This is a genomic window from Paracnuella aquatica (genome assembly GCF_003332885.2).
GTDB classification, from domain to species: domain Bacteria; phylum Bacteroidota; class Bacteroidia; order Chitinophagales; family Chitinophagaceae; genus Flavisolibacter; species Flavisolibacter aquaticus.
On sequence record NZ_QOWJ01000015.1, the window covers coordinates 92,039 to 112,051 of the forward strand.

At 51.1% G+C, this 20,013-nt stretch carries 17 protein-coding genes; 7 read left to right on the top strand and 10 right to left on the bottom strand.

Annotated features, from left to right (window positions below; translation table 11 throughout):
• The first annotated feature begins 127 nt into the window (after window positions 1–127).
• On the top strand, window positions 128–1,696 hold the full coding sequence (locus DRJ53_RS17690; protein WP_204743292.1) for a peptide MFS transporter: 1,569 nt from the start codon (window positions 128–130) through the stop codon (window positions 1,694–1,696).
• Between the two features lie 281 nt (window positions 1,697–1,977).
• Here DRJ53_RS17690 and DRJ53_RS17695 read toward each other — a convergent pair whose 3' ends face one another.
• Window positions 1,978–2,517: a hypothetical protein gene (locus tag DRJ53_RS17695; protein WP_114236997.1), complete on the bottom strand. Its 540-nt coding sequence runs from the start codon at window positions 2,515–2,517 to the stop codon at window positions 1,978–1,980.
• 68 nt (window positions 2,518–2,585) lie between these two features.
• Here DRJ53_RS17695 and DRJ53_RS17700 point away from each other — a divergent pair, with 68 nt between their 5' ends.
• A complete protein-coding gene (locus DRJ53_RS17700; RefSeq protein WP_241558599.1) occupies window positions 2,586–4,730 on the top strand; it encodes an OPT family oligopeptide transporter in 2,145 nt (714 codons plus the stop codon).
• A 151-nt stretch (window positions 4,731–4,881) separates the two neighbouring features.
• Here DRJ53_RS17700 and DRJ53_RS17705 read toward each other — a convergent pair whose 3' ends face one another.
• From DRJ53_RS17705 to DRJ53_RS17735, 6 genes are all read right to left on the bottom strand, one after another.
• Window positions 4,882–5,226, bottom strand: coding sequence for a VOC family protein (locus DRJ53_RS17705; protein ID WP_206609818.1), 345 nt, complete (start codon window positions 5,224–5,226; stop codon window positions 4,882–4,884).
• Window positions 5,227–5,400: 174 nt separating this feature from the next.
• Window positions 5,401–6,738 carry an NAD(P)H-dependent oxidoreductase gene (locus DRJ53_RS17710; protein ID WP_114236998.1) on the bottom strand — a complete coding sequence of 446 codons (1,338 nt, stop codon included), beginning with the start codon at window positions 6,736–6,738 and terminating at the stop codon, window positions 5,401–5,403.
• Window positions 6,739–6,768: 30 nt separating this feature from the next.
• Entirely contained in the window at window positions 6,769–7,323 is a 555-nt protein-coding gene (gene rfbC, locus DRJ53_RS17715; protein ID WP_114236999.1) for a dTDP-4-dehydrorhamnose 3,5-epimerase, read from the bottom strand.
• 53 nt (window positions 7,324–7,376) lie between these two features.
• On the bottom strand, window positions 7,377–8,462 hold the full coding sequence (gene rfbG / locus DRJ53_RS17720; protein ID WP_114237000.1) for a CDP-glucose 4,6-dehydratase: 1,086 nt from the start codon (window positions 8,460–8,462) through the stop codon (window positions 7,377–7,379).
• A 178-nt stretch (window positions 8,463–8,640) separates the two neighbouring features.
• Window positions 8,641–9,447, bottom strand: a complete 807-nt coding sequence (gene rfbF, locus DRJ53_RS17725; protein ID WP_114237001.1) for a glucose-1-phosphate cytidylyltransferase — start codon at window positions 9,445–9,447, stop codon at window positions 8,641–8,643.
• Between the two features lie 701 nt (window positions 9,448–10,148).
• A complete protein-coding gene (locus tag DRJ53_RS17735) occupies window positions 10,149–10,337 on the bottom strand; it encodes a hypothetical protein (protein WP_114237003.1) in 189 nt (62 codons plus the stop codon).
• Window positions 10,338–10,931: 594 nt separating this feature from the next.
• On the opposite strand from DRJ53_RS17735, the gene DRJ53_RS17740 reads away from it, so the two are divergent.
• Window positions 10,932–11,405, top strand: coding sequence for an Lrp/AsnC ligand binding domain-containing protein (locus tag DRJ53_RS17740; protein WP_114237004.1), 474 nt, complete (start codon window positions 10,932–10,934; stop codon window positions 11,403–11,405).
• Between the two features lie 96 nt (window positions 11,406–11,501).
• On the opposite strand, the gene DRJ53_RS17745 is transcribed toward DRJ53_RS17740, so the two are convergent.
• Window positions 11,502–12,587, bottom strand: a complete 1,086-nt coding sequence (locus DRJ53_RS17745) for an ABC transporter permease (protein ID WP_114237005.1) — start codon at window positions 12,585–12,587, stop codon at window positions 11,502–11,504.
• 89 nt (window positions 12,588–12,676) lie between these two features.
• Window positions 12,677–13,798: a glycosyltransferase gene (locus tag DRJ53_RS17750; RefSeq protein ID WP_114237006.1), complete on the bottom strand. Its 1,122-nt coding sequence runs from the start codon at window positions 13,796–13,798 to the stop codon at window positions 12,677–12,679.
• Between the two features lie 216 nt (window positions 13,799–14,014).
• On the opposite strand from DRJ53_RS17750, the gene DRJ53_RS17755 reads away from it, so the two are divergent.
• On the top strand, window positions 14,015–14,455 hold the full coding sequence (locus DRJ53_RS17755) for a MarR family winged helix-turn-helix transcriptional regulator (RefSeq protein WP_114237040.1): 441 nt from the start codon (window positions 14,015–14,017) through the stop codon (window positions 14,453–14,455).
• Window positions 14,456–14,576: 121 nt separating this feature from the next.
• Window positions 14,577–16,361, top strand: a complete 1,785-nt coding sequence (locus DRJ53_RS17760; protein WP_114237007.1) for an acyl-CoA dehydrogenase family protein — start codon at window positions 14,577–14,579, stop codon at window positions 16,359–16,361.
• A gap of 185 nt (window positions 16,362–16,546) precedes the next feature.
• Here DRJ53_RS17760 and DRJ53_RS17765 read toward each other — a convergent pair whose 3' ends face one another.
• Entirely contained in the window at window positions 16,547–17,239 is a 693-nt protein-coding gene (locus tag DRJ53_RS17765) for a hypothetical protein (protein WP_114237008.1), read from the bottom strand.
• Window positions 17,240–17,458: 219 nt separating this feature from the next.
• Between DRJ53_RS17765 and ypfJ the strand changes: the two genes are divergently transcribed.
• Both ypfJ and DRJ53_RS17775 read left to right on the top strand, forming a co-directional pair.
• Entirely contained in the window at window positions 17,459–18,304 is an 846-nt protein-coding gene (gene ypfJ, locus DRJ53_RS17770; RefSeq protein WP_114237009.1) for a KPN_02809 family neutral zinc metallopeptidase, read from the top strand.
• Window positions 18,305–18,744: 440 nt separating this feature from the next.
• On the top strand, window positions 18,745–20,001 hold the full coding sequence (locus DRJ53_RS17775) for a pyridoxal phosphate-dependent aminotransferase (protein WP_114237010.1): 1,257 nt from the start codon (window positions 18,745–18,747) through the stop codon (window positions 19,999–20,001).
• Window positions 20,002–20,013 lie beyond the last annotated feature (12 nt).

Consider the following 20,013-nt stretch of genomic DNA (forward strand, 5'->3'; position numbering starts at 1 on the left):
GAACTTTTTTCCGCTGGCGAATATCGCCCAATCTGATTAAAGAAGCCCGTGCTGATCGCGGAACCTTCATTTTTCTGTACTTTGGAAACTTTATTTACCGCCGAGTTTACGGCTTGCTTATTAAATTATGAATACCACTACTGAGAACATGGGGGGCGGCAAGGGCCATCCCAAGGGACTGTACGTACTCTTTGCCACCGAAATGTGGGAGCGCTTCAACTACTATGGCATGCGTGCCATCCTCATCCTGTTTATGACCAAGGCGCTCCTCTATGAAGACGGTTTTGCCTCCAACCTGTACGGATCATATACGGGCCTGGTTTACCTAACTCCGCTCATCGGCGGCTATATTGCCGACCGCTACTGGGGCAACAAGCGCTCCATCATTGTGGGCGGTTTGCTCATGGCCATCGGCGAATTCATCCTATTCTTTTGCGGCTCGCTGGTGGATGGCACCGGCGAAGTAAGCGGCCTGGCCACGTTGTTGTTCTTTTCCGGGTTGGGTTTTATGATCACCGGAAACGGTTTTTTTAAACCCAACATCTCTTCGCTGGTAGGCCAGCTATACCCCAAGGGTGATCGTCGTATTGATGCTGCGTACACCATTTTTTACATGGGTATCAACGTGGGTGGCATGCTGGGGCCATTTGTGTGCGGCCTTGTGGGCGACACCGGAAACCCTGCCGATTTTAAATGGGCATTCCTCGCTGGTGGCATCGGTATGCTCATTTCGGTTATCATTCAAAAAATTTACCAGGATAAATACATGGTGGCTCCAGACGGTACGCCTCTGGGTGATGTACCCGGGCAGGCACTCGCCATTGATGCTGCGGGTAAAAACATTGCAGTGCCCCAAACTAAAACTGTTTGGAACAACCCCATTGCCATTGTGATCGGGTTGCTGCTAATGGCTGGCCTGTTCATCGGCATGTTGTATGTGGATGCCAATGTATTTGGCTACCTGCTGTACCTGATGATTGCAGCGGTGCTGTTTATTGCCTTTGTGATTTTTACCGACAAAAGCCTGGACGCCGGAGAAAAAAGCCGCGTGGCCGTCATCTTCATCGTTTCGTTCTTCGTGGTGTTTTTCTGGAGTGCATTTGAGCAGGCGGGTGCTTCGCTCAACCTGTTTGCCGACCGCCAAACCAACCGTGATCTTGGGTTCTTTACCGTGCCGGCTTCGTGGTTCCAGTCGCTTAACTCCGCATTTGTAGTGTTGTTTGCACCGGTGTTTGCATGGCTATGGATCAAGTTGGGCCGCCGCGAACCATCGGCGCCTACCAAAATGGCCATTGGCCTTGCACTGCTGGCAATAGGTTACCTCTGGATTGGTTATGGCGTAAAAGATGTAAGCCCCGATATGAAGGTGAGCATGATCTGGCTGGTGGGTATGTATATGCTGCATACCTGGGGTGAACTTTGCCTGTCGCCCATTGGTCTTTCGCTGGTAAACAAACTGGCGCCGCTCAAGTTTGCGTCCCTGCTGATGGCGGTGTGGTTCCTGGCCAATGCATTTGCCAACAAACTGGCTGGTGTGCTCAGTGCACTGTCGCCCACCGATGGCCGCACCACTTCGGTGCTGGGCTACGAAATGAACAACATGTACGATTTCTTTATGCTGTTTGTAGTAATGGCTGGTGTTGCATCGGTTATCTTGATGCTGCTCACCAAAAAGCTGCAGCAAATGAGCAAATAAGTAATTGCAATAAATAAATAAGAAACGGCGACTGTAATGCAGTCGCCGTTTCTTATTTATGATGATTGGCGATTCCGTACGAGCATAATTCGAATTTTTGTTTGTCCAATAATGATCTGCTGCACTTCACCACAGTACCACCACAGTGTAATCAAGGCGCTATCCCGAAATCAGGCTGTCATTTGATTTCGGGCCTGCTTTTTTGTTACTTTTTTGCAGGAGCAAAAAAGTAAATGCAGATACTTCGAACAACGTAAGTTTTAAAGCATTTAAAATATGCCTCAAGGCTTACTCAAAAAAGTAAGCGGCTCACTGGTGCCCTGCAATGTCAGGTAAACAGCCTCCGTGCCATTCGGTTCCCTGCCCCTGGTGTATGTATAAGTGCCGCCTTTCAATTCCGAAGGCCTCATATCCCGCTCTTCCAACACAGTTGTACCGCGTGTTCTTTTATAGTGCGACTGGTAGGGATGCGTTTTAATAGTGCCGGTTGCTTCATTTACTTCCACGGTTCCCTTCGTTACCGATTGTTGAAACGTGTTGCCGCCACCACCGGTAACAGAGGCCGTAAAATACTGCTCATACGTCCCGTTTTCAAAAAAGCGAAACGCCATGGCAATAGAAAACGCGTTGCCCAGATAAGACGATGGGTTTTGGCTCCAGTATTCCGTCATCGAAAACTGGCCAAACATCCAGGTGCCGCGCAATTCGGCAGGTACACTGGTGCGGGGCAGGTCGTCGGGGATGGAGCCATCGCCCTCTTTTTCGCAGGATACTAAGGCCACGGTCAGTAGCAGCATCGTAAATAAAAAGGTCTTTTTCATTGTTGGTTAAGTTTTGGTTTGTACAGCAAAGAAAAGATGCGGGTAACGCGGTGTCAATTGCAGCCTTGATGAATTGCGCAAAAATGGACCGCAAGCCTCCTTTTGACCGGATGCAGTGCATGCCGCAACACTACAGCGTATTGATTACTTTAGCCAAAATCAACCCGCTGCTCATGACGCCCAACAACTTTCAGCCCTTTGTGCCGGCCGAAAAAAAGATGAAGGAATTTACCCTCAAAGCCATCCTGCTTGGGTGCCTGTTTGGGGTGCTTTTTGGTGCTGCCACCGTGTACCTGGCCCTGCGTGCCGGGCTTACCGTTTCCGCTTCCATACCCATTGCGGTGATTGCCATTACGGTGGGGCGCTGGTTGTTTAAAACCACCATTTTAGAAAACAACATTATTCAAACCACGGGTTCTGCCGGCGAAAGTATTGCGGCCGGTGTGGCCTTTACGTTGCCCGGGTTTTTGTTCCTCTCCATTGGCATAGATGGCCGTAGTGTGGGCGCCAATTATTTCGACTACGTTACCATTTTTGTGCTGGCCATTGTGGGCGGCGTGTTGGGCACGTTGATGATGATTCCACTGCGGCGCACCCTTATTGTGCAGGAGCATGGCGTGCTGCCTTACCCCGAAGGAACGGCCTGTGCGGCTGTATTAAAAGCTGGTGAAAGGGGCGGCAATTTTGCTAAAACTGCTTTTTACGGGCTGGGTGTTGCGGTGGCTTATGCATTTTTGCAACGCATCTTGCGGGTGGTGGCTGAGGCGCCGGTGTACATGACCGATTTCCGCAACCGCTATTTTCCATCGGCAAATGTGTCGGCTGAAATAACACCCGAATACCTGGGTGTGGGTTATATCATCGGGCCGAAGATCAGCGGCATTTTGGTGGCCGGTGGCGTGTTGAGCTGGCTGGTGTTGAATCCACTTTTGGCTTCCATCATTGATCCTTCACTCATTGCGGCGCAGTTGGTAAAACTGGGTTACTTAAAAGATGTAGCCACTGCAGGTGGCCCCGGCGGGTGGGATCCCACCACGCGGTTGTTTGCCGATACCGGCTCGGCGCTGTACCGTGCTTATATCCGGCAGATTGGTGCCGGTGCCGTAGCAGCAGGTGGTTTTATTACGTTGCTCAAAACCATTCCAACAATCATCTCTTCATTTAAAAGCAGCTTGGGTGGCGTTAAAAAAACCGACACATCTGAGGCAGTGGCCCGCACCGACCGCGACCTCGATATCCGCGTGGTGTTGTTTGGATCCATCGCCCTTATTGTGCTCATTGCAGTGCTGCCCATGATTCCGGGAAATACGGTTTGGAACAAACTGCTCATCGGCATTTTAGTGGTCATCTTCGGGGCGTTTTTTGTAACGGTGGCTTCACGTATTGTAGGCCTCATTGGTTCATCCAACAGCCCGGTTTCGGGCATGACCATCGCTACCATTTTAGCAACGGCGCTGCTTTTTATTTCCATTGGCTGGAGCGGCAAAGTGTACGAGCCGATGGTGCTGGTAGTGGGCGGTATTATTTGTATTGCTGCAGCCAACGCCGGTGCAACTTCGCAGGATTTAAAGACTGGTTACATCGTTGGTGCCACGCCACGTTACCAACAGCTAGCCCTTTTTATCGGTGCTATTGTTTCTTCTATTGCCATTGGTGTTACCGTAAAAGTGCTCGACAATCCTACGCAGGAAATGCTGGCGCAGGGCATTACCCACGCCATTGGTTCGGATAAATATCCCGCACCGCAGGCTACATTGATGGCCACTTTGATTCGTGGTGTGCTTTCGTTTAACCTCGATTGGCAGTTTGTATTTGTGGGCGTGTTCTTAGCCATTGTGATGGAGTTGTGCGGCATCAAGTCGCTTTCGTTTGCCGTAGGCGCTTACCTGCCGCTGGCTACCACGCTGCCGATTTTTGCAGGCGGCCTCATCAAAGGCATTGTGGAGCGTAAAAATAAAGTGGCAAACCCCGAAAAAGAAGACCTGGGCCGCGGTAACCTGTTTGCCACCGGGCTGGTGGCAGGCGGTGCCTTGTTTGGCGTGGTGGTGGCTTTCCTGCAGGCCTTTCCCACATCGGAGCGGGGCTTGCAGGCCATTAGTATGGAAGAAGGATTGATCCATGGCTTGGGGCAGGGTGGATATTATATTTTAGGCGTTGCATTTTTCCTGGCCATGTGTGTGTTGCTGTACCGTACGGCAAAACGAACGGACTGATGCAGCGGTAAAAAAATAAACTCACTATCTATCGCAAACGCATAACCGAAAATAGAAAAGGTGCAGCATAGTTGTTGCACCTTTTTCAATACAGTATGATAAGCGCTATTGGTTGGGCACGCTGTGCAAGCCAATGCGGTTGCCTTCCGTATCAATGAGCACACCCATAAAACCATGCTCTGGCGATATCTCTGTTTTGGGTACCAATGCTGCCACCAGCCGCTTCCACCTTGTCTAAAACCTGCTGCACATCGGGGTTTCCATTGAGGTAAATGAGTACACCATCTTTAGCAGATGGCGCATAAAAATCGCCTGCTTTTACCAGTGCGCCGCCAACGCCTGTTTGCATGTCTTCAATAGGGAAAGCCCGCATTTGAAAGCCGGGCATATCCATCGGGATCAGTTCCACACCGAAGATTGTTTCGTAAAACTTTTGTGCCCGTTCGAGGTCGGTAACCGGTATTTCAAACCAGCTGATTGCATGGGTAAAACTCATAGAACTGTTTTGATTTTTGTTTTAAGATAGCGATGATTTTTTTGAACCACGACTGCACAAAGAAAAGAAGGTGCACAAAGCGCCAATGTGTTATCCTGTGTATGAAGCGAGTTTTTTTAAATAAAAAACCACCGGCGTAAACCGGTGGTAAGCATATAAATGGGTACGGGAATACTATAACGATGCAGTTGCGGGCTCTTGCAATTCTGGGGCATGCATGCCGAAATATTGCGCCTGCTCTACACGCAGCCGGTCAATCAATCGGCCTTCGGGCAGAATCACATCATCATAGGTTAGCACATCATCTTTGGCAATGTCGCGCTTTAAGATGCAACCCTCTGCAATGCCGATGGGGAGCAGGTTTTCGGCTACTTGTGTGTCTGCATTTTCACAAAGGCCGTAAGTCATATAATGCCCAATGCCGTCGATCACTTCACCTGCTTTCAGGTCGCGTTTTGCAGCAGTGATCACTTCCACGCAGGGCTTGCCCAGTGGCGTCAGTGCAGCATCCCCAAACAATACAGCGCGGGCTATGGTTAGCGGCACTTCCAGGTGACACAGGTGGTACGGTGTGTAAAAACAATACAACGGGCCTTCGCCCATTTTGTAATAATTGAGGTAGTGCTTTTGCTTGGGATCTTCCTGTGTGCCCAACACAAACACACCACCGGCAGGCTCGCTGATGCCCACCACATAATCCACAATACCGGGACCATTCAGCAGGTCTTCATGCGGGTATAAATTCACCACTTCCTTGATGGGTGCACCTGCAGGCCCATGGGGCCCGTGCATGCCGCGTTTGGCCACCCGCATGCCCGTGCCATTGGCTACAATGGCCTGTTCAAAAGAAATCTTGCTGCCGTCTGCAAACGAGGTAACCATAGAGGGCGTTTGTCCCCAGCGCTTGGCAAAGCCTTCCTGCGTGGTGGGGTTGCGGTACGGATCGTGCAGGCCTTTGATGTTGCCGCACAGCACCGGTTTTAACCCGATGGATTGTACATATCGATATAGGTTCATGATCACACCGGGCTGATCGCCATCTACGTTGGTGTATACCACGCCGGCTTTATCGGCATAAACTTTTAAGATGCAACCTACGGTGCCATCCACTTCGGCATCCATCATGATGATGTGTTTGCCGCCCTGTATGGCTGCCAGTGCTACGGTAGCACCAAACTCCAGCGCACCGGTTACTTCCACCACGGCATCAATGCCCTGTGCTTTGCAGACCAAGTTGTAATCGGTGGTGATGCTGTATTTACCTTCCTTTATATTTTGCTCCAGTTCGCTTACGGTGTGCACTTCGGCTACATCGGGCTGGCCCGCTTCGGCATAGAGTGTACGTGCATTATCTACCGTGCGGTTGGCTACGGCCACCAGCTCCATACCCGGCACCGACTGAAAGATTTGCAACGCAATGCCTTTGGCCATAAAACCCGCACCCACCATCGCTACCCGCACCGGGTTGTTGTCGGCGTGCCGTTTGGCCAGCGCCGTATCTATGATGATCATGTTTTTTATTTTTTAAAAAGCAAACGGCTTTTACGCCCCAGCCACTGTTGCAGCCGCAGCATCAAACAGTGGGTAAGCTTTATCTTTTTCCGAAATAATAAGCGGCTCGATAGGCCATTCAATACCAAAGGCAGGATCATCCCAACGGTACCCTTTTTCCGCACCGGGTGTGTACACTTCTGTTACGTTGTACAGCACTTCGGAGTCGTCTTCCAAAGTGATGTAGCTGTGTGCAAATCCTTCGGGTACATACAGCATGCGGTAGTTGTCGGCAGTAAGCTCCACACCAATCCACTGCTTGTAGGTTTCCGATTCGGGCCGCACATCCACAATCACATCGTAAATAGCGCCACGTGTGCAGCGCACCAGTTTTGTTTCGGCATGTGGCGCCAGTTGCATGTGCAGACCGCGCAGCGTGCCTTTGTGTTTGTTGCGGCTGATGTTTGCCTGCAAAATATCTGCTTTCAGTCCGTGTGCTTCCCAGCTTTGTTTGTCGAAAGCACGGCTAAAAAAACCGCGGTCGTCTTCCAGCTTTTTTAGTTCTATTATAAAAGCGCCTTTCAGCTTTGTTTCGGTAAAGGTCATTTGTTCGCTTATTGTTTTGTTACCGGCAGCACATATAAAAATGTGTGTTTGTTTTATGCCTCCGAGAGGTAAGCATCAATCTGGCTTTTGGTAAATGCCGCCATATCCTGGGCTCCTTCGGTAAATGTTTTATACCACTGGATGGTTTGCTCAATGGCTGCCTGTGCGCTGTATTTGGGCGTCCATCCCAGTTGCGCCAGTGCCTTGCTGATGTCCAGTTTCAACAAGCCTGCTTCGTGCGGCTGGTTGGCCAGTTGCGGCTTTTCATAGCTACCGTTGCCCCAAACCTGCAGCGCGGTTCGCACCACGTCTTCCACTTGTTTGTTGTCGTCGGCCAGTGGGCCAAAGTTCCAGGCGCCCATATAGCGCAGCGGCTCTTTGGCCAACCGGGCACCCAACAGTAGGTAGCCACCCAAAGGCTCCAGCACATGCTGCCAGGGCCGCACTGCTGCGGGGTTGCGTACCACTACGGGTTTGCCTGCTTGCAGTGCCCGTACGATGTCGGGTACAATGCGGTCGGCCGACCAGTCGCCGCCGCCAATAACATTACCGGCACGGGTGCTGGCAATTGCTTTTTGGTGCTGCGCATAATCTTTGGGGTTAAAAAACGATTGTGTGTAGGAGTGGATCACCACTTCCGCACAGGCCTTGCTGGCGCTGTACGGATCGTAGCCACCCAGTCGATCGGTTTCGCGGTAGGGATAGATCCATTCTTTATTTTCATACACCTTATCGGTGGTAATGAGCACCACCACGCAGGGCTGATCCAACTGACGCACTGCATCCAGCACGTAGGCCGTGCCCATGGCGTTTACGGCAAATGTTTCGGAAGGTATTTCGTACGAAAGTTTCACAAGCGGTTGCGCCGCCAGGTGAAAAATAAAATCAGGACGGAACTCGAGGATGCCCGCTTTTATTTTTGCTGCATCGGTAATGTCAGCTATTTCCGAATGGCAAAGCGCATCGCCATTAATGAGGTGGTAAAGGTCTTTGTCGGTTTTTGGCGGCAATGCATAGCCGCGAACTTCGGCGCCCAGGGAGTGCAGCCACTGTAGCATCCACGAGCCTTTGAATCCGGTATGGCCGGTGAGGAATACCTTTTTGCCGGCATAAGTTTCTTTTAACTGAGCAACATCCATTGGTACAAATTATAGCAAAATGGGCCGCCGTGGGGCAGCGGGGTGTTCGGGTTTGGGAGTGATTCGGTGGAGCGTGTTCAATCGCTTTTGATACAGTGGTTGCAAGTAGAATATTTACCAGCAGCCATTGCATTAAAAAGCGGGGGTACAGTTCCGTTAGGCACTGTACCCCATTTTTTTACCGCTGTATGGCGTGTTGTGTATTGTTGATGATGTCGTACCAGGGCGCTGTGCCTTTTTGCCACATTTCTTCCAGCACCTGTTTATCGCGCAGGGTGTCCATGGGTTGCCAGAAACCGGTGTGGCGGTAAGCTGATAGCTCGCCTTCTTTTGCCAGTGCTTCCAGGGGCTCTTTTTCCCAGGTAGTGTCGTCGTCGGCAATGTAGTCGATCACTTCGGGCTCCAGTACAAAAAAGCCGCCGTTGATCCAGGGCATTTCGTGGCCGTTGGGCTTTTCTTTAAAGCTGTCGATCTTGGTATCTTCTGTCGACAGGTTGAAGGCGCCAAAGCGGCCAGGCTGCTGCACTGCGGCCAGTGTAGCCAGGGTGCCCTGCTGGCGGTGATACGCAATAGATTCGGAGATGTTGATATCGCTAACCCCGTCGCCGTAGGTCATGCAAAAAGTTTCGTTGCCGATATAATCTTTTACGCGGCGCAGGCGGCCCCCGGTCATGGAGTTGTGGCCGGTATGTACCAGTGTCACGGTCCAGGGTTCGGTAGTGCTTTTGTGCACGTCCATGCTGTTGTTGCGCATGTCGAAGGTTACATCGGAGTTATGCAGGTAATAGTTGGCAAAATACTCTTTGATCATGTGGCCCTTATATCCCAGGCAAATGATAAAATCGTTGATGCCGTGGGCCGAGTACAATTTCATAATGTGCCACAAAATGGGCTTGCCGCCAATTTCCACCATGGGTTTGGGCCGAACACCACTCTCTTCGCTGATTCGGGTGCCAAAGCCACCTGCTAGGATTACTGCTTTCATAGTTCGCTATTTACGGTTGTTGTTTAGTCTGGTATTGCTGTTTTAGCCGGGTACGGTCGTTGCCTTGCGCCGGGTTTTCAAAACAATGTTGTTGCTGATCAAAGCGGTTGATGCGGCAATAGGCACAGGCGTTATCGAAAAGATAAAGACTATGTTATTGGGCACTAGGCCGGCTTTATCTTTCACAGGAAGTGGGTATGGCTTTTGGCATTGGAGAATACAGTTGTATGTTTTGGCTTCACGGGTTAATGGGTGGCCACATACCATTGTGTTTGGTATCACATGAATATTGGTATATGGTAAAATGAAACGTGCTAATCGTAGGAGCTGGATTGTACGGCTTACGTCGTTTGGGTAGTATCAAATGCAAACGGCGCATAACGGTTTATAATAACCGGGCCAACCTTGGTCTATCACCTCAATTGACGCGACTAATATAAATACTATTTTAATTGTGGTGGAGAAAACTTGTTTTATATCTGTAAAATATTGGAAATGAGCTTTAAATAAGCTTCGCTAAAGCGTAGGTGCTCCTGTTGGGCCGGTTACTTTTTTACTTAAAAATGGGTGTGCTGTATAACAAAAGCCTGTAAATATTTGTAGCATGAACTAACGGAGCTAACTATCCGCTTTGGCTGCCGCAGCCACGTTTTTGTGTAACCGCCACAAAAAAATGCGGAACAATTGCACCGGTGCGCCGTTCATGGTTGTTTGTCTGCCGGGTCGCCATCCAGCTTTTTCTGCAGGCGTTTTACCCGCTCCATCAGCTCGCTGCGCTTGGCGCTGGTTTGTTCGGCCTGTGCGGCTAATTTTATTACCAGGTATAATACAATCACACCAAGCGTCAGTAAAATGACGGTACCGGAATGGTCCATAATAAAGTGCAGCATAAGAGCGGTTGGTTGGTAGGCAGCAGGCAAATGGCTTTTCTTCAATACAAACCGCTCCGGATCACGCTTCCAAATACCTGCAAGGGGTTAAAGATGATTGCAAACGTTTGCGCACTTTGCCATATTATAGCTTTACTATGTTTTAACATATGCCGTTGAAAACCGGTAGCCGCAGTTTTATGGGCTGTATCCCTTTTGTATAGTTACATTGCAGCGCTGAAATGAAGCGGAAAGGGCATAAAAAAAGCCTCACAAGCTTTTTGCTTGCAAGGCCTTTCAACTGCTGTAGGGGGAGGGCTCGAACCTCCACGGGGCAATTAGGAACGGGACAGCGCTTGGTGGTCAACCCCTGTCGGAACAAACCGGCTATATCCTGACTTTATCTTGTGATCCCCACCCCCGAGACAAGAGGGCATGTCTGCCGAAAATTTCATCACCCCACAGTATGGTGTGTTGCTCGATCAATGAACTAACAGGCACAAAACTAATGGAATGGCCCATTGTTTCAAAATTTTTCAACAAAAAATAAATAAATTTAGATGAAATTTAAAAAATATTACTTTTGTTGCAATACATTCAAAACAACTATTTGTAATGGCTGCTAATTTGAATATCGACAAATTGGACCTGCAGATTATTCAGCACCTGATGCAGGACGCCAATATTTCTTACGCCGACCTGGGCAAAAAGCTGTTTGTGTCGCCCGGCACCGTGCATGTACGCATTAAGAAGCTGCAGGACAACGGTATTGTGAACGGCACCCGCCTGCATGTAGATCTGAAAAAACTGGGCTACGATGTAATCGCATTTATCGGCATTTACCTCGAAAAAAGCTCGCTGTACGATGTAGTAGCGAAAGAGCTGCGCAAGATCCCGGAGATCGTTCGGATGAATTACACTACGGGCAACTACAGCATTTTTGCCGAGATCGTTTGCAAAGATATAGCCCAGCTTCGCGCCGTACTTCACGACCAGATGCAAAAAGTAAAAGGCATCGAACGCACCGAAACCTTTATTTCACTGGAAGAAAGCCTGAACCGCAGCGTGCAGGTAACGGTGGAAGAGTAAGGGATGGTAGATGATAGATGATGGATGACAAGGAGTGATTTCGAAAAAATATTGCTTTCCTTTTGGTAAACACTATCATCTACCATCCATCATCTATCATCTGCTTTTCACATCCACCGCATCCCGCAAGCCATTGCCCAGCAGGTTAAACGCCAGTACCACCAACATGATAGCAAAGCCCGGTGCCAATGCCAGCGCCGGGTTTTGTGTGATGATGAAGTTGTAGTTCTCGCGGATCATCAATCCCCAGCTGGGTTGCGGCGGCTGCACCCCCACACCCAAAAAGCTCAGTCCTGCCTCAATAACAATAGCCGATGCAAAATTGGAGGCCGCAATCACCAGCACCGGCCCCATGATGTTGGGCAAAATATGCCGGACAATGATGCGGGCATTGCCAAAACCCAGCACCCGGGCGGCTTCCACGTATTGCAGTTCGCGGGTGGCCAGCACCTGGCCCCGCACCAGCCGCGCCACGCCCACCCACATGGTCAGCCCCACGGCCACAAACACCTGCCAAAATCCTTTGCCGAGCAGCAACGTTACCGCAAACACCAGCAGCAGGGTAGGAATGCTCCATACCACGTTGACCAGCCATTGCACCAGCGCATCGGTGCGGCCGCCAAAATAGCCGCCCACCGCCCCCAGCGAAATGCCGAGTAGCAGTGAAATGATGACCGTAACCAGTCCCACGCCCAGGCTTACCCGGGTGCCAATGAGGAGGCGGCTCCAGATATCACGGCCAAATTTGTCGGTGCCCAGCCAAAAAGTTTGCGTTTGGGTAAGCTGGGGTGCCAGTTGGTTGCGGCTATAGCGCAGGTTTTCGGTAATGCCTTCGTCCACGTAACGGGCCGCGGTCACCGAATCGCCATCGAGGGAAAAGTTGGTGATGGGCACATATTGGTAAACATCGGGCCGGCCGTGCAGCAGCCGTGTAAGAAAGTTGGGTTGTTGGGGTAAGCCTTCTTTTTTTACCAGCAAAAACTGCTGGCGGTAACCGGGTTTTTGCCCGCCGATTTCCAGCGTCATGCGGTTGGCGTAAGGGCTGCCGTCGGGGGCCAGGAGGTAGGCAAAAAGGGCCAGGAAAATAATGACGGAAATAAAGATCAGCCCAATCATGGCGCCCCGGTTGGCCCGAAACCGTTTCCATGTTTTGTTGCGAAGAAATGAACCGCCGTCATTCATGTTGGAAAGATAAGGGCTTTGCCCGCCACTGAAAGCTGGATTGGCCGGGCGGCTGAGTAATGACCTTTTTTATTAAAATGAAATGGTCGCTATTGTGTGCTCCGGCCTTTCCATTGGTATCTGCGGCCGCGGCTGGCTATGCCAACGACAATGGTATAAATAATATGCAGCGGTTGCAGCAGCGGGAAAAATATTAGGTAACGGCTGCCGCCAAAAAACTGCGTGGCGGGCAGCAACAGCATTAATTCGGCAGCGGTTTTTACACCCAAAAACACCCAAAGCAGCAGCCATTCGGCTTTTCCGGCAAGGGCGCAAATAAGCAGCATTATCGCCCACAAATTAAAACCGTAAACTAAAAATAGGGCAGCCGTTACCCGCCAGTCCTGGTAATGGGTGGCCTTACTGCTCCAGCGGATGCGTTGCTGCCAAAAGGCTTTCCAGGTAGGCATGGCAGGCGTGGGCATGAGGGCTTCCCTGCTTTTGAGGTAATGCACCCGCTGCGGATCCTGTTGCCATATTTTATACATCAGCAGCATATCATCGCCGGAGGCTACGGTATCAATGCCCTTGAAGCCGCCCACTGCCGCAAACACCTGTTGCTCGTAAGCCAAGTTGGCGCCGTTGCACATGCTGTGGGCGCCGGCCTGCACGCTGGCCGCGGTAATGGCCTGCAGCATCGTAAAATCCAGCATTTGGAAAATGCCTGTAAGTGTAGGCGCTGTTTGCAGCACCACTGGTGCAGCTATAAAGGCAGCGCTTTTTTGGTTGTAAAATGCCAGCATCTGCTCCAGCCAGCGCGGCGGCGGCACACAATCGGCATCGGTAATGGCCAGCAGCGGTCCGCGGGCTGCGGCTACCCCGGCCTCAATGGCTTTTTTCTTTGAAGAAAGCTGCTGCGGCACTGTGGGCTGAATCACGCGAAACCGGTTATTGCAATAGGGTTGGAGCAAGGCCGAAGTCGCATCGGTGGAGTAGTCGTCCACTATAATTACTTCAAACTGCTGCTGCGGAAGGCTTTGGTTGGCTAATGCCGCAACGAGTTGGGGGATGTTGGCTTCTTCGTTTCGGGCAGCAACAATTACCGACAGAAACCCTTGTGGCTTTGTACCGGTGTTGGTTTTAAAAAGCGGTACCTGCAGCCAGTAATAAAAATAATAGCCAAACAGGGACGAATAAATGACCAGGAAAATAATGGTAAGCCAAAGCAACATGAAGCGGCAAAACTAAGCAAGCGGCGGGAGTGTTCTGCGATTACAAAAGCGTTCTGTTTATAAAGCTTGCTTCTGTAAGTTGTCACTAGTGTTAACTCATTAAGGCCATTCCAAAACGGCTATCATCCGCTTTTTACCCGCATTGCCAAATATTTGTTGGCGTGCTTGTTCATTTTAAAAAAATACCTAACTTGGAATGGTTGTTTAAACAACCGTATGCAAAACAACCAATTTAAAAAAGGCGAATTATACAGTTTTATCACCGGCAAGGCATCGATTGCCATTGCCCGCAGCCTGCAAAAGAAATTTAATGCCGCAGGCCTGCAACTGACCATTGAGCAGTGGAGTGTTTTGTATCATTTATGGAAAGATGATGGCAAAAGCCAGCAGGACCTGTGCAACGCCACTTTTCGCGATAAACCCAGCATTACCCGCCTGGTAGATAACCTGGAAAAACTGGGCCTGGTGCAGCGGGTGCCTTCCGACTCGGACCGGCGCATCAATAAAATATATGTAACCAAGGCGGCACAAAAGCTACAGGAGCAAACCATGCAACTGGCCGAAGAAACCCTGAACGAAGCCCTTTCCGGTGTCCCCCCAGAACATGTGGACCTATGTAAGGAGGTGCTGCAGAAAGTGTATGATAATTTGAAGTAGTCTGAAGTCCGATGTCCAAAGTCGGAAGACTGAGGTAACAATCAGACACCATCTTCGGACTTCGGACCTCCGACTTAGGACTTTTCCAACTAACGATTTCTTAAACCTAAAAATAACCACCATGAACACCATACAAGCAACAACAGCGCTGAAAGGCGGCGAGTGGCTGATCAGGCCCAGCGAACCGGCCAATACCTTCATCCCCGAAGATTTTTCGGAAGAGCAGCGCATGATCCGCGACATGTGCAAACAGTTCCTGGAAACCGAAGTGTGGCCGCAACTCGACCGGCTGGATGAATTGGAGCCGGGCCTGATGCGGTCGATGGTTGAAAAAGCCGGCGAACAGGGCTTGTTGGCGGCTTCCTTCCCCGAAGAATATGGTGGCCTGGGCAAAGACTTTGTTACCTCCACCATCATCAACGATTACCTCGGTGCCGGCCACTCGTTTTCCGTGGCGCTGGCGGCGCATACCGGCATCGGCACTTTACCCATTTTATATTTTGGAAACGAAGCGCAAAAAAGCAAATACATTCCCAAGCTCATCACCGGCGAGTGGGTGGGCGCTTACGGCCTGACCGAACCCAACAGCGGTTCCGATGCCCTCAGTGCCAAAACTTCGGCTCGCCTCAGCGACGATGGCACGCATTATATTTTAACTGGCCAAAAATGCTGGATCACCAACGGCGGCTTTGCCGATGTGTTCACGGTTTTTGCCAAAATTGACGGCGATAAATTCACCGCATTCATTGTGGAGCGGGGCATGGAAGGGTTTAGCAACGGACCCGAAGAACACAAGATGGGCATCAAAGGTTCGTCTACCGTGCAACTGTATTTTCAGGATTGCAAAGTGCCCGCCGAAAACGTACTGGGCGAAATTGGCAAAGGTCATAAAATAGCGTTCAACATCCTCAACATCGGCCGCCTCAAGCTGTGTGCAGCAGCATTGGGCGGGGCCAAAATGGCGGCTTCTATTTCAACACAGTACGCCAACACCCGCGAACAGTTCAAACAGCCCATTGCGGCCTTCGGCGCCATCAAGCACAAAATCGCCGAAATGGCCATCCGCATATTTGCCTCCGAGAGTGCCCTGTACCGCACTGCACAGTGGATTGATGATAAAGAGAAAGAAGCACTGGAAAGCGGCAAGCCTTTTAACGAGGCCCTGCTGGGCGCTGCCGAAGAATATGCCATTGAATGCGCCATCCTGAAAGTTGTGGGCTCCGAGGCGCTGGATTATGTGGTGGATGAAGGTGTGCAAATTCATGGCGGCAACGGCTTTAGTGCGGAGTACAATATTTCACGTGCTTACCGCGACAGCCGCATCAACCGCATTTTTGAAGGTACCAACGAAATCAACCGCCTGCTAACGGTGGACATGACCCTGAAACGGGCTATGCAGGGCCGCCTCAACCTAATGGGCGCTGCCATGGGCGTGCAAAAAGAGCTGATGTCGATCCCCGAATTTGGCGAAGGCGACGAAGCACCGTTTGCCGCCGAAACAAAGCTGGTAGAAGGCTTTAAAAAATCGGTGTTGCTGGCGGCCGGTGCTGCTGCGCAAAAGCTGATGATGGGCCTCGAAAGCGAGCAGGAAATTTTAATGCACATAGCCGATATGGCGCTGGAAACATTTGTGAGCGAAAGCCTGTTGCTGCGGGTGGAAAAACTGGCAGCCGCTGGCGGTGATACACAGGCGTACCAAGATATTTTGGGTTGCTACCTGTACGATGCAGCCGACCGGGTGCTGAAGCACGGCAAAGACGCCATCAATGCATTTGCCGACGGCGATGAACAGCGCATGATGCTGCTGGGCCTGCGCCGCTTTACCAAGGCGCAACCTTATAACAGCAAAGAGGCACGCCGCCGTATTGCTGCCCGCCTCATTGGCGCCAACGGATACGATTTGTAGTGTTGTAGATAGATAGGGACGGCACACTTTAGGCAGATGAAAACAACCCGTGCCGTTCCATTGTAAGCTGAAGTCACATGAGCCCATCCTAACCCCGGTCCTTGTACCGGGGTTTTTTACTTACAATAAACCTGTTGCGATATGGTGATGATTGCTGGGAGTGAAAGCATTGTGCTCCATTGTTTTTATTCAGCAAAAAAAGCCTGCAGTTCGCGGCGCACCTGCTGCACCTGCTGGATTTGCCGGTGGCGTAGGTAAAGGTGCAACAAGCCGGTGCTAACCAGCACGCAAAAAATAATGGAAGCGGTGTAATACAGCGCCATAGTATCGGCCACTTCGGGTGCCCGGTGTATGCAATGCACATAATACACAATGCCGTAAAGGCCATAGGAAAAGAAAATGGCCGCTGCAATAAACGACCGGCCCAGGCCTTTGCCAAACCTTACGGTTTGTTTTAGTTGTGCAGTAAAAAAATAAATGCCCAATCCAAACACCAGCATTAGGCCCACACCGCTGGTATACAGCACACTTTTTTCCTGCCAGCCAAACAGAACGGCAATAAAGGCTTCGTAAATAATATACAGGGTGGCGGCGCTGTACAGGGCTTTTTTCTTTACCGGCGTGTGGCAATACAGCGTAAGCAGGCCCAGCATCAGCGGGCTGTTGAGGTAGCCAAACAAAATGCCGCTGTTGTGCAGCACTTGCGGGTGGGCCGCCAGCAGGCCGGTGTTGAGTGCATTGTGCACCACGGCAATGGCGCAATAAAGGGCCAGCGACAGCAGGCTTTTGTTGATAAACAATCCAAGGAACAGGATGAGCACCAGCGGCGCCAGATAACACACGGTGGCCAGCACACCCAGCAGGTCATGGAGCTTCATAGCGGATTAATTCTTTGTCTAAGCAGTTAGGTATTGGGGCGGAAAATACAACCATCGCTGTATTTTCCTATATGATTTTTGTTAGTTTCGGGTAAATCCTATGGTGCCGGTCGTGCATTTACTGCAGCGCCGGCGCAACTTTACGAATGCCCGCGTTTGATACAGTGCAGTGCTCTTCTTCGGGCACACTTTTTTTACCAGTTTTTAAAAACCTGTTTTATGCGTTGGATCGGCCGCAGAGAAAGTACGAACGTTGACGACCGCCGCGGCATTGGCGGCCCCGTTGCCATTGGCGGCGGCATTATTGGCGTCATTGCGCTGCTGGTAAATTTTTTATTGGGTGGCAATATCGACACCTCGCAACTGCCGCTGCCAGGCAACAGCGGCGGTGCGCCCATGAGCCAGCAGGAGCAGGCAGCGCAGGATAAGCAGGCCAAGTTTGTAAAAGTGGTGCTGGCCGAAACCGAAAACGTCTGGAACGAATTGTTTTCGCGCAGCGGGCAAAGCTATGTCGAGCCTACGCTGGTGCTGTTTACTGGCCAGGTGCAGTCGGCTTGCGGCGGCGCTACCGCGGCCAGCGGCCCGTTTTACTGTCCCGGCGATCAGAAACTATACATCGATCTTTCTTTTTACAACGACTTGTCGCAGCGCTTTGGTGCGCCTGGCGATTTTGCCATGGCTTATGTAGTGGCGCATGAAGTGGGCCACCATATTCAAACCCTAATGGGGCGGTCGCAAAAAATGGCCCGCCTGCGTGGTGCCGTTAGCCAGGAGCAATACAACCGCCATTCGGTAGCCATGGAGTTGCAGGCCGATTTCCTGGCTGGTGTGTGGGCGCATTATGTGCAGGGGCAAAACCTGCTGGAGGAAGGCGATGTGGAGGAAGCACTACGGGCCGCAAACGCCATTGGCGACGACCGGCTGCAGGAGCAGGCACAGGGCCGTGTATCGCCCGAAACCTTTACCCACGGCACATCGGAGCAACGCATGTACTGGTTTAAACGCGGCTACCAAACCGGCGATTTAAGTCAGGGGAATACGTTTAGGGAGTTGGGATTGGAGTAGGAGTGGAGGGTTGACAGTTGGTAGTTGATAGTTGGTAGATGGCAGTTCCGAGTTTAGAGTTTGTGGTTTGGAGTTTTCATCTGGCTGCTATTGCCGTCATTGCGAGGCGCAGCAGTGTTTGTAAAATTGGAACAGCCAATGCGCCGAAGCAATCCCCGGCAAATTAAAAGGTAGAAGTCATTTTCGCTCCACTGTGCGATCTTATTTTTAAAACAAGGAGATTGCTTCGGCGCCCAAGTGTTTCCTGTAACAACGCTGCTGCTGCGCCTCGCAATGACGGTTGCGGTGCCTGGCGCAATCCTACTTCAGGCTGCCAATCCGAAATTTCATCTTAAACAATGAAACTCCAAACACTCAACTATCAACTCTATACTCCCGACTCCGAACTACCAATTCCCAACTGTCAACTACCAACTATCTTTGCCCCCGGAGATTAACACATGAAACTTTCGCATCTGTCCGAAACACTGATCGGTTCTGAAATTGTAAAACTGGGCGGCGAAATCCGCGAACGCATCCGCAAGGGCGAAACCATTTACAACTTTACTGTGGGCGATTTTGATCCTGCTATTTTTCCCATACCGGCCGAAATGGAAGCCGCCATCATCGAAGCGTACCGCCAGCACCTCACCAATTACCCCGCTGCCGAAGGCAACCTCGACCTGCGCCAAAGCATCGCCGAGTTTGTGCAACGCTACCAGGGCCTGAGCTACGGCGTGGATGAAATACTGGTGGCCTGCGGTGGGCGTCCGCTCATTTATGCCATTTACCGCGCCATTTGCGATGAAGGCGACAAGGTGATTTACGCCGTTCCTTCGTGGAACAACAACCACTATACGCATTTTGTATCGGGCGAACACGTTGTGATTGAAGCCACCGCCGAAAACAACTTCATGCCCAAAGCGGCCGACATTGCGCCGCATATTCAGTCGGCTACGCTGCTGTCGCTGTGCTCGCCGCAAAACCCCACCGGCACCACTTTTAGCAAGGAGGGCCTGGAAGCCATCTGCGACCTGGTGCTGGCAGAAAATGCCCGCCGCGGCGATGGCGATAAAAAGCTGTACCTGCTTTACGACCAGATGTACTGGCACCTCACTTACGACGGCATCGAGCATTACGACCCCGTATCGCTTCGCCCCGACATACGGCCTTACACCATTTTTGTGGATGCGGTGAGCAAAGTATTTGCCGCCACAGGTGTGCGGGTAGGTTGGAGCCTTGGCCCTGCACCGGTGCTGGCAAAAATGAAAGCCATCCTGTCGCATGTGGGTGCCTGGGCGCCCATGGCCGAGCAAAAAGGTATTGCCCGGTTTTTACAACAGCACGAAGCCATTGATGCCTACTTGAAAGAATTTAAAGAAAAAATTTCGCTGCGCCTCCGCGGCATTTACGACGGGCTGATGCAGTTGAAAAGTGAAGGTTTGCCTGTAGATGCAGTGGCGCCGGAAGCAGCCATTTACCTCACCATAAAAATGGACCTGGCCGGAAAAACCGGCGCCGATGGCACAGTGCTGCACGACCAGGCCGCAGTTACGGGCTACCTGCTCGAAGAAGCCAAGCTGGCCATTGTGCCGTTTTATGCTTTTGGTGCACCGAACGATTCGCCGTGGTACCGCCTGAGCGTAGGCACCTGCAAAGAAGAAGAAATAGGCAAAATGCTCCAGCAGTTGCAGGAGGCGTTGGAGAAGTTGAGTTAGTCTGAAGTCCGA

Excerpts from the sequence above, each read along its gene's own strand:
- DRJ53_RS17740 (WP_114237004.1), top strand. The coding sequence starts at position 10,932 with ATGGCTGCTAATTTGAATATCGACAAATTGGACCTGCAGATTATTCAG.
- DRJ53_RS17775 (WP_114237010.1), top strand. The coding sequence starts at position 18,745 with ATGAAACTTTCGCATCTGTCCGAAACACTGATCGGTTCTGAAATTGTA.
- DRJ53_RS17700 (WP_241558599.1), top strand. The coding sequence starts at position 2,586 with ATGAATTGCGCAAAAATGGACCGCAAGCCTCCTTTTGACCGGATGCAG.
- DRJ53_RS17695 (WP_114236997.1), bottom strand. The coding sequence starts at position 2,517 with ATGAAAAAGACCTTTTTATTTACGATGCTGCTACTGACCGTGGCCTTA.
- DRJ53_RS17690 (WP_204743292.1), top strand. The coding sequence starts at position 128 with ATGAATACCACTACTGAGAACATGGGGGGCGGCAAGGGCCATCCCAAG.
- DRJ53_RS17735 (WP_114237003.1), bottom strand. The coding sequence starts at position 10,337 with ATGCTGCACTTTATTATGGACCATTCCGGTACCGTCATTTTACTGACG.
- DRJ53_RS17760 (WP_114237007.1), top strand. The coding sequence starts at position 14,577 with ATGAACACCATACAAGCAACAACAGCGCTGAAAGGCGGCGAGTGGCTG.
- rfbF (WP_114237001.1), bottom strand. The coding sequence starts at position 9,447 with ATGAAAGCAGTAATCCTAGCAGGTGGCTTTGGCACCCGAATCAGCGAA.
- DRJ53_RS17750 (WP_114237006.1), bottom strand. The coding sequence starts at position 13,798 with ATGTTGCTTTGGCTTACCATTATTTTCCTGGTCATTTATTCGTCCCTG.
- DRJ53_RS17705 (WP_206609818.1), bottom strand. The coding sequence starts at position 5,226 with ATGAGTTTTACCCATGCAATCAGCTGGTTTGAAATACCGGTTACCGAC.
- rfbG (WP_114237000.1), bottom strand. The coding sequence starts at position 8,462 with ATGGATGTTGCTCAGTTAAAAGAAACTTATGCCGGCAAAAAGGTATTC.
- rfbC (WP_114236999.1), bottom strand. The coding sequence starts at position 7,323 with ATGACCTTTACCGAAACAAAGCTGAAAGGCGCTTTTATAATAGAACTA.
- DRJ53_RS17745 (WP_114237005.1), bottom strand. The coding sequence starts at position 12,587 with ATGAATGACGGCGGTTCATTTCTTCGCAACAAAACATGGAAACGGTTT.
- DRJ53_RS17765 (WP_114237008.1), bottom strand. The coding sequence starts at position 17,239 with ATGAAGCTCCATGACCTGCTGGGTGTGCTGGCCACCGTGTGTTATCTG.
- ypfJ (WP_114237009.1), top strand. The coding sequence starts at position 17,459 with ATGCGTTGGATCGGCCGCAGAGAAAGTACGAACGTTGACGACCGCCGC.
- DRJ53_RS17755 (WP_114237040.1), top strand. The coding sequence starts at position 14,015 with ATGCAAAACAACCAATTTAAAAAAGGCGAATTATACAGTTTTATCACC.
- DRJ53_RS17710 (WP_114236998.1), bottom strand. The coding sequence starts at position 6,738 with ATGATCATCATAGATACGGCGCTGGCCAAACGGCACGCCGACAACAAC.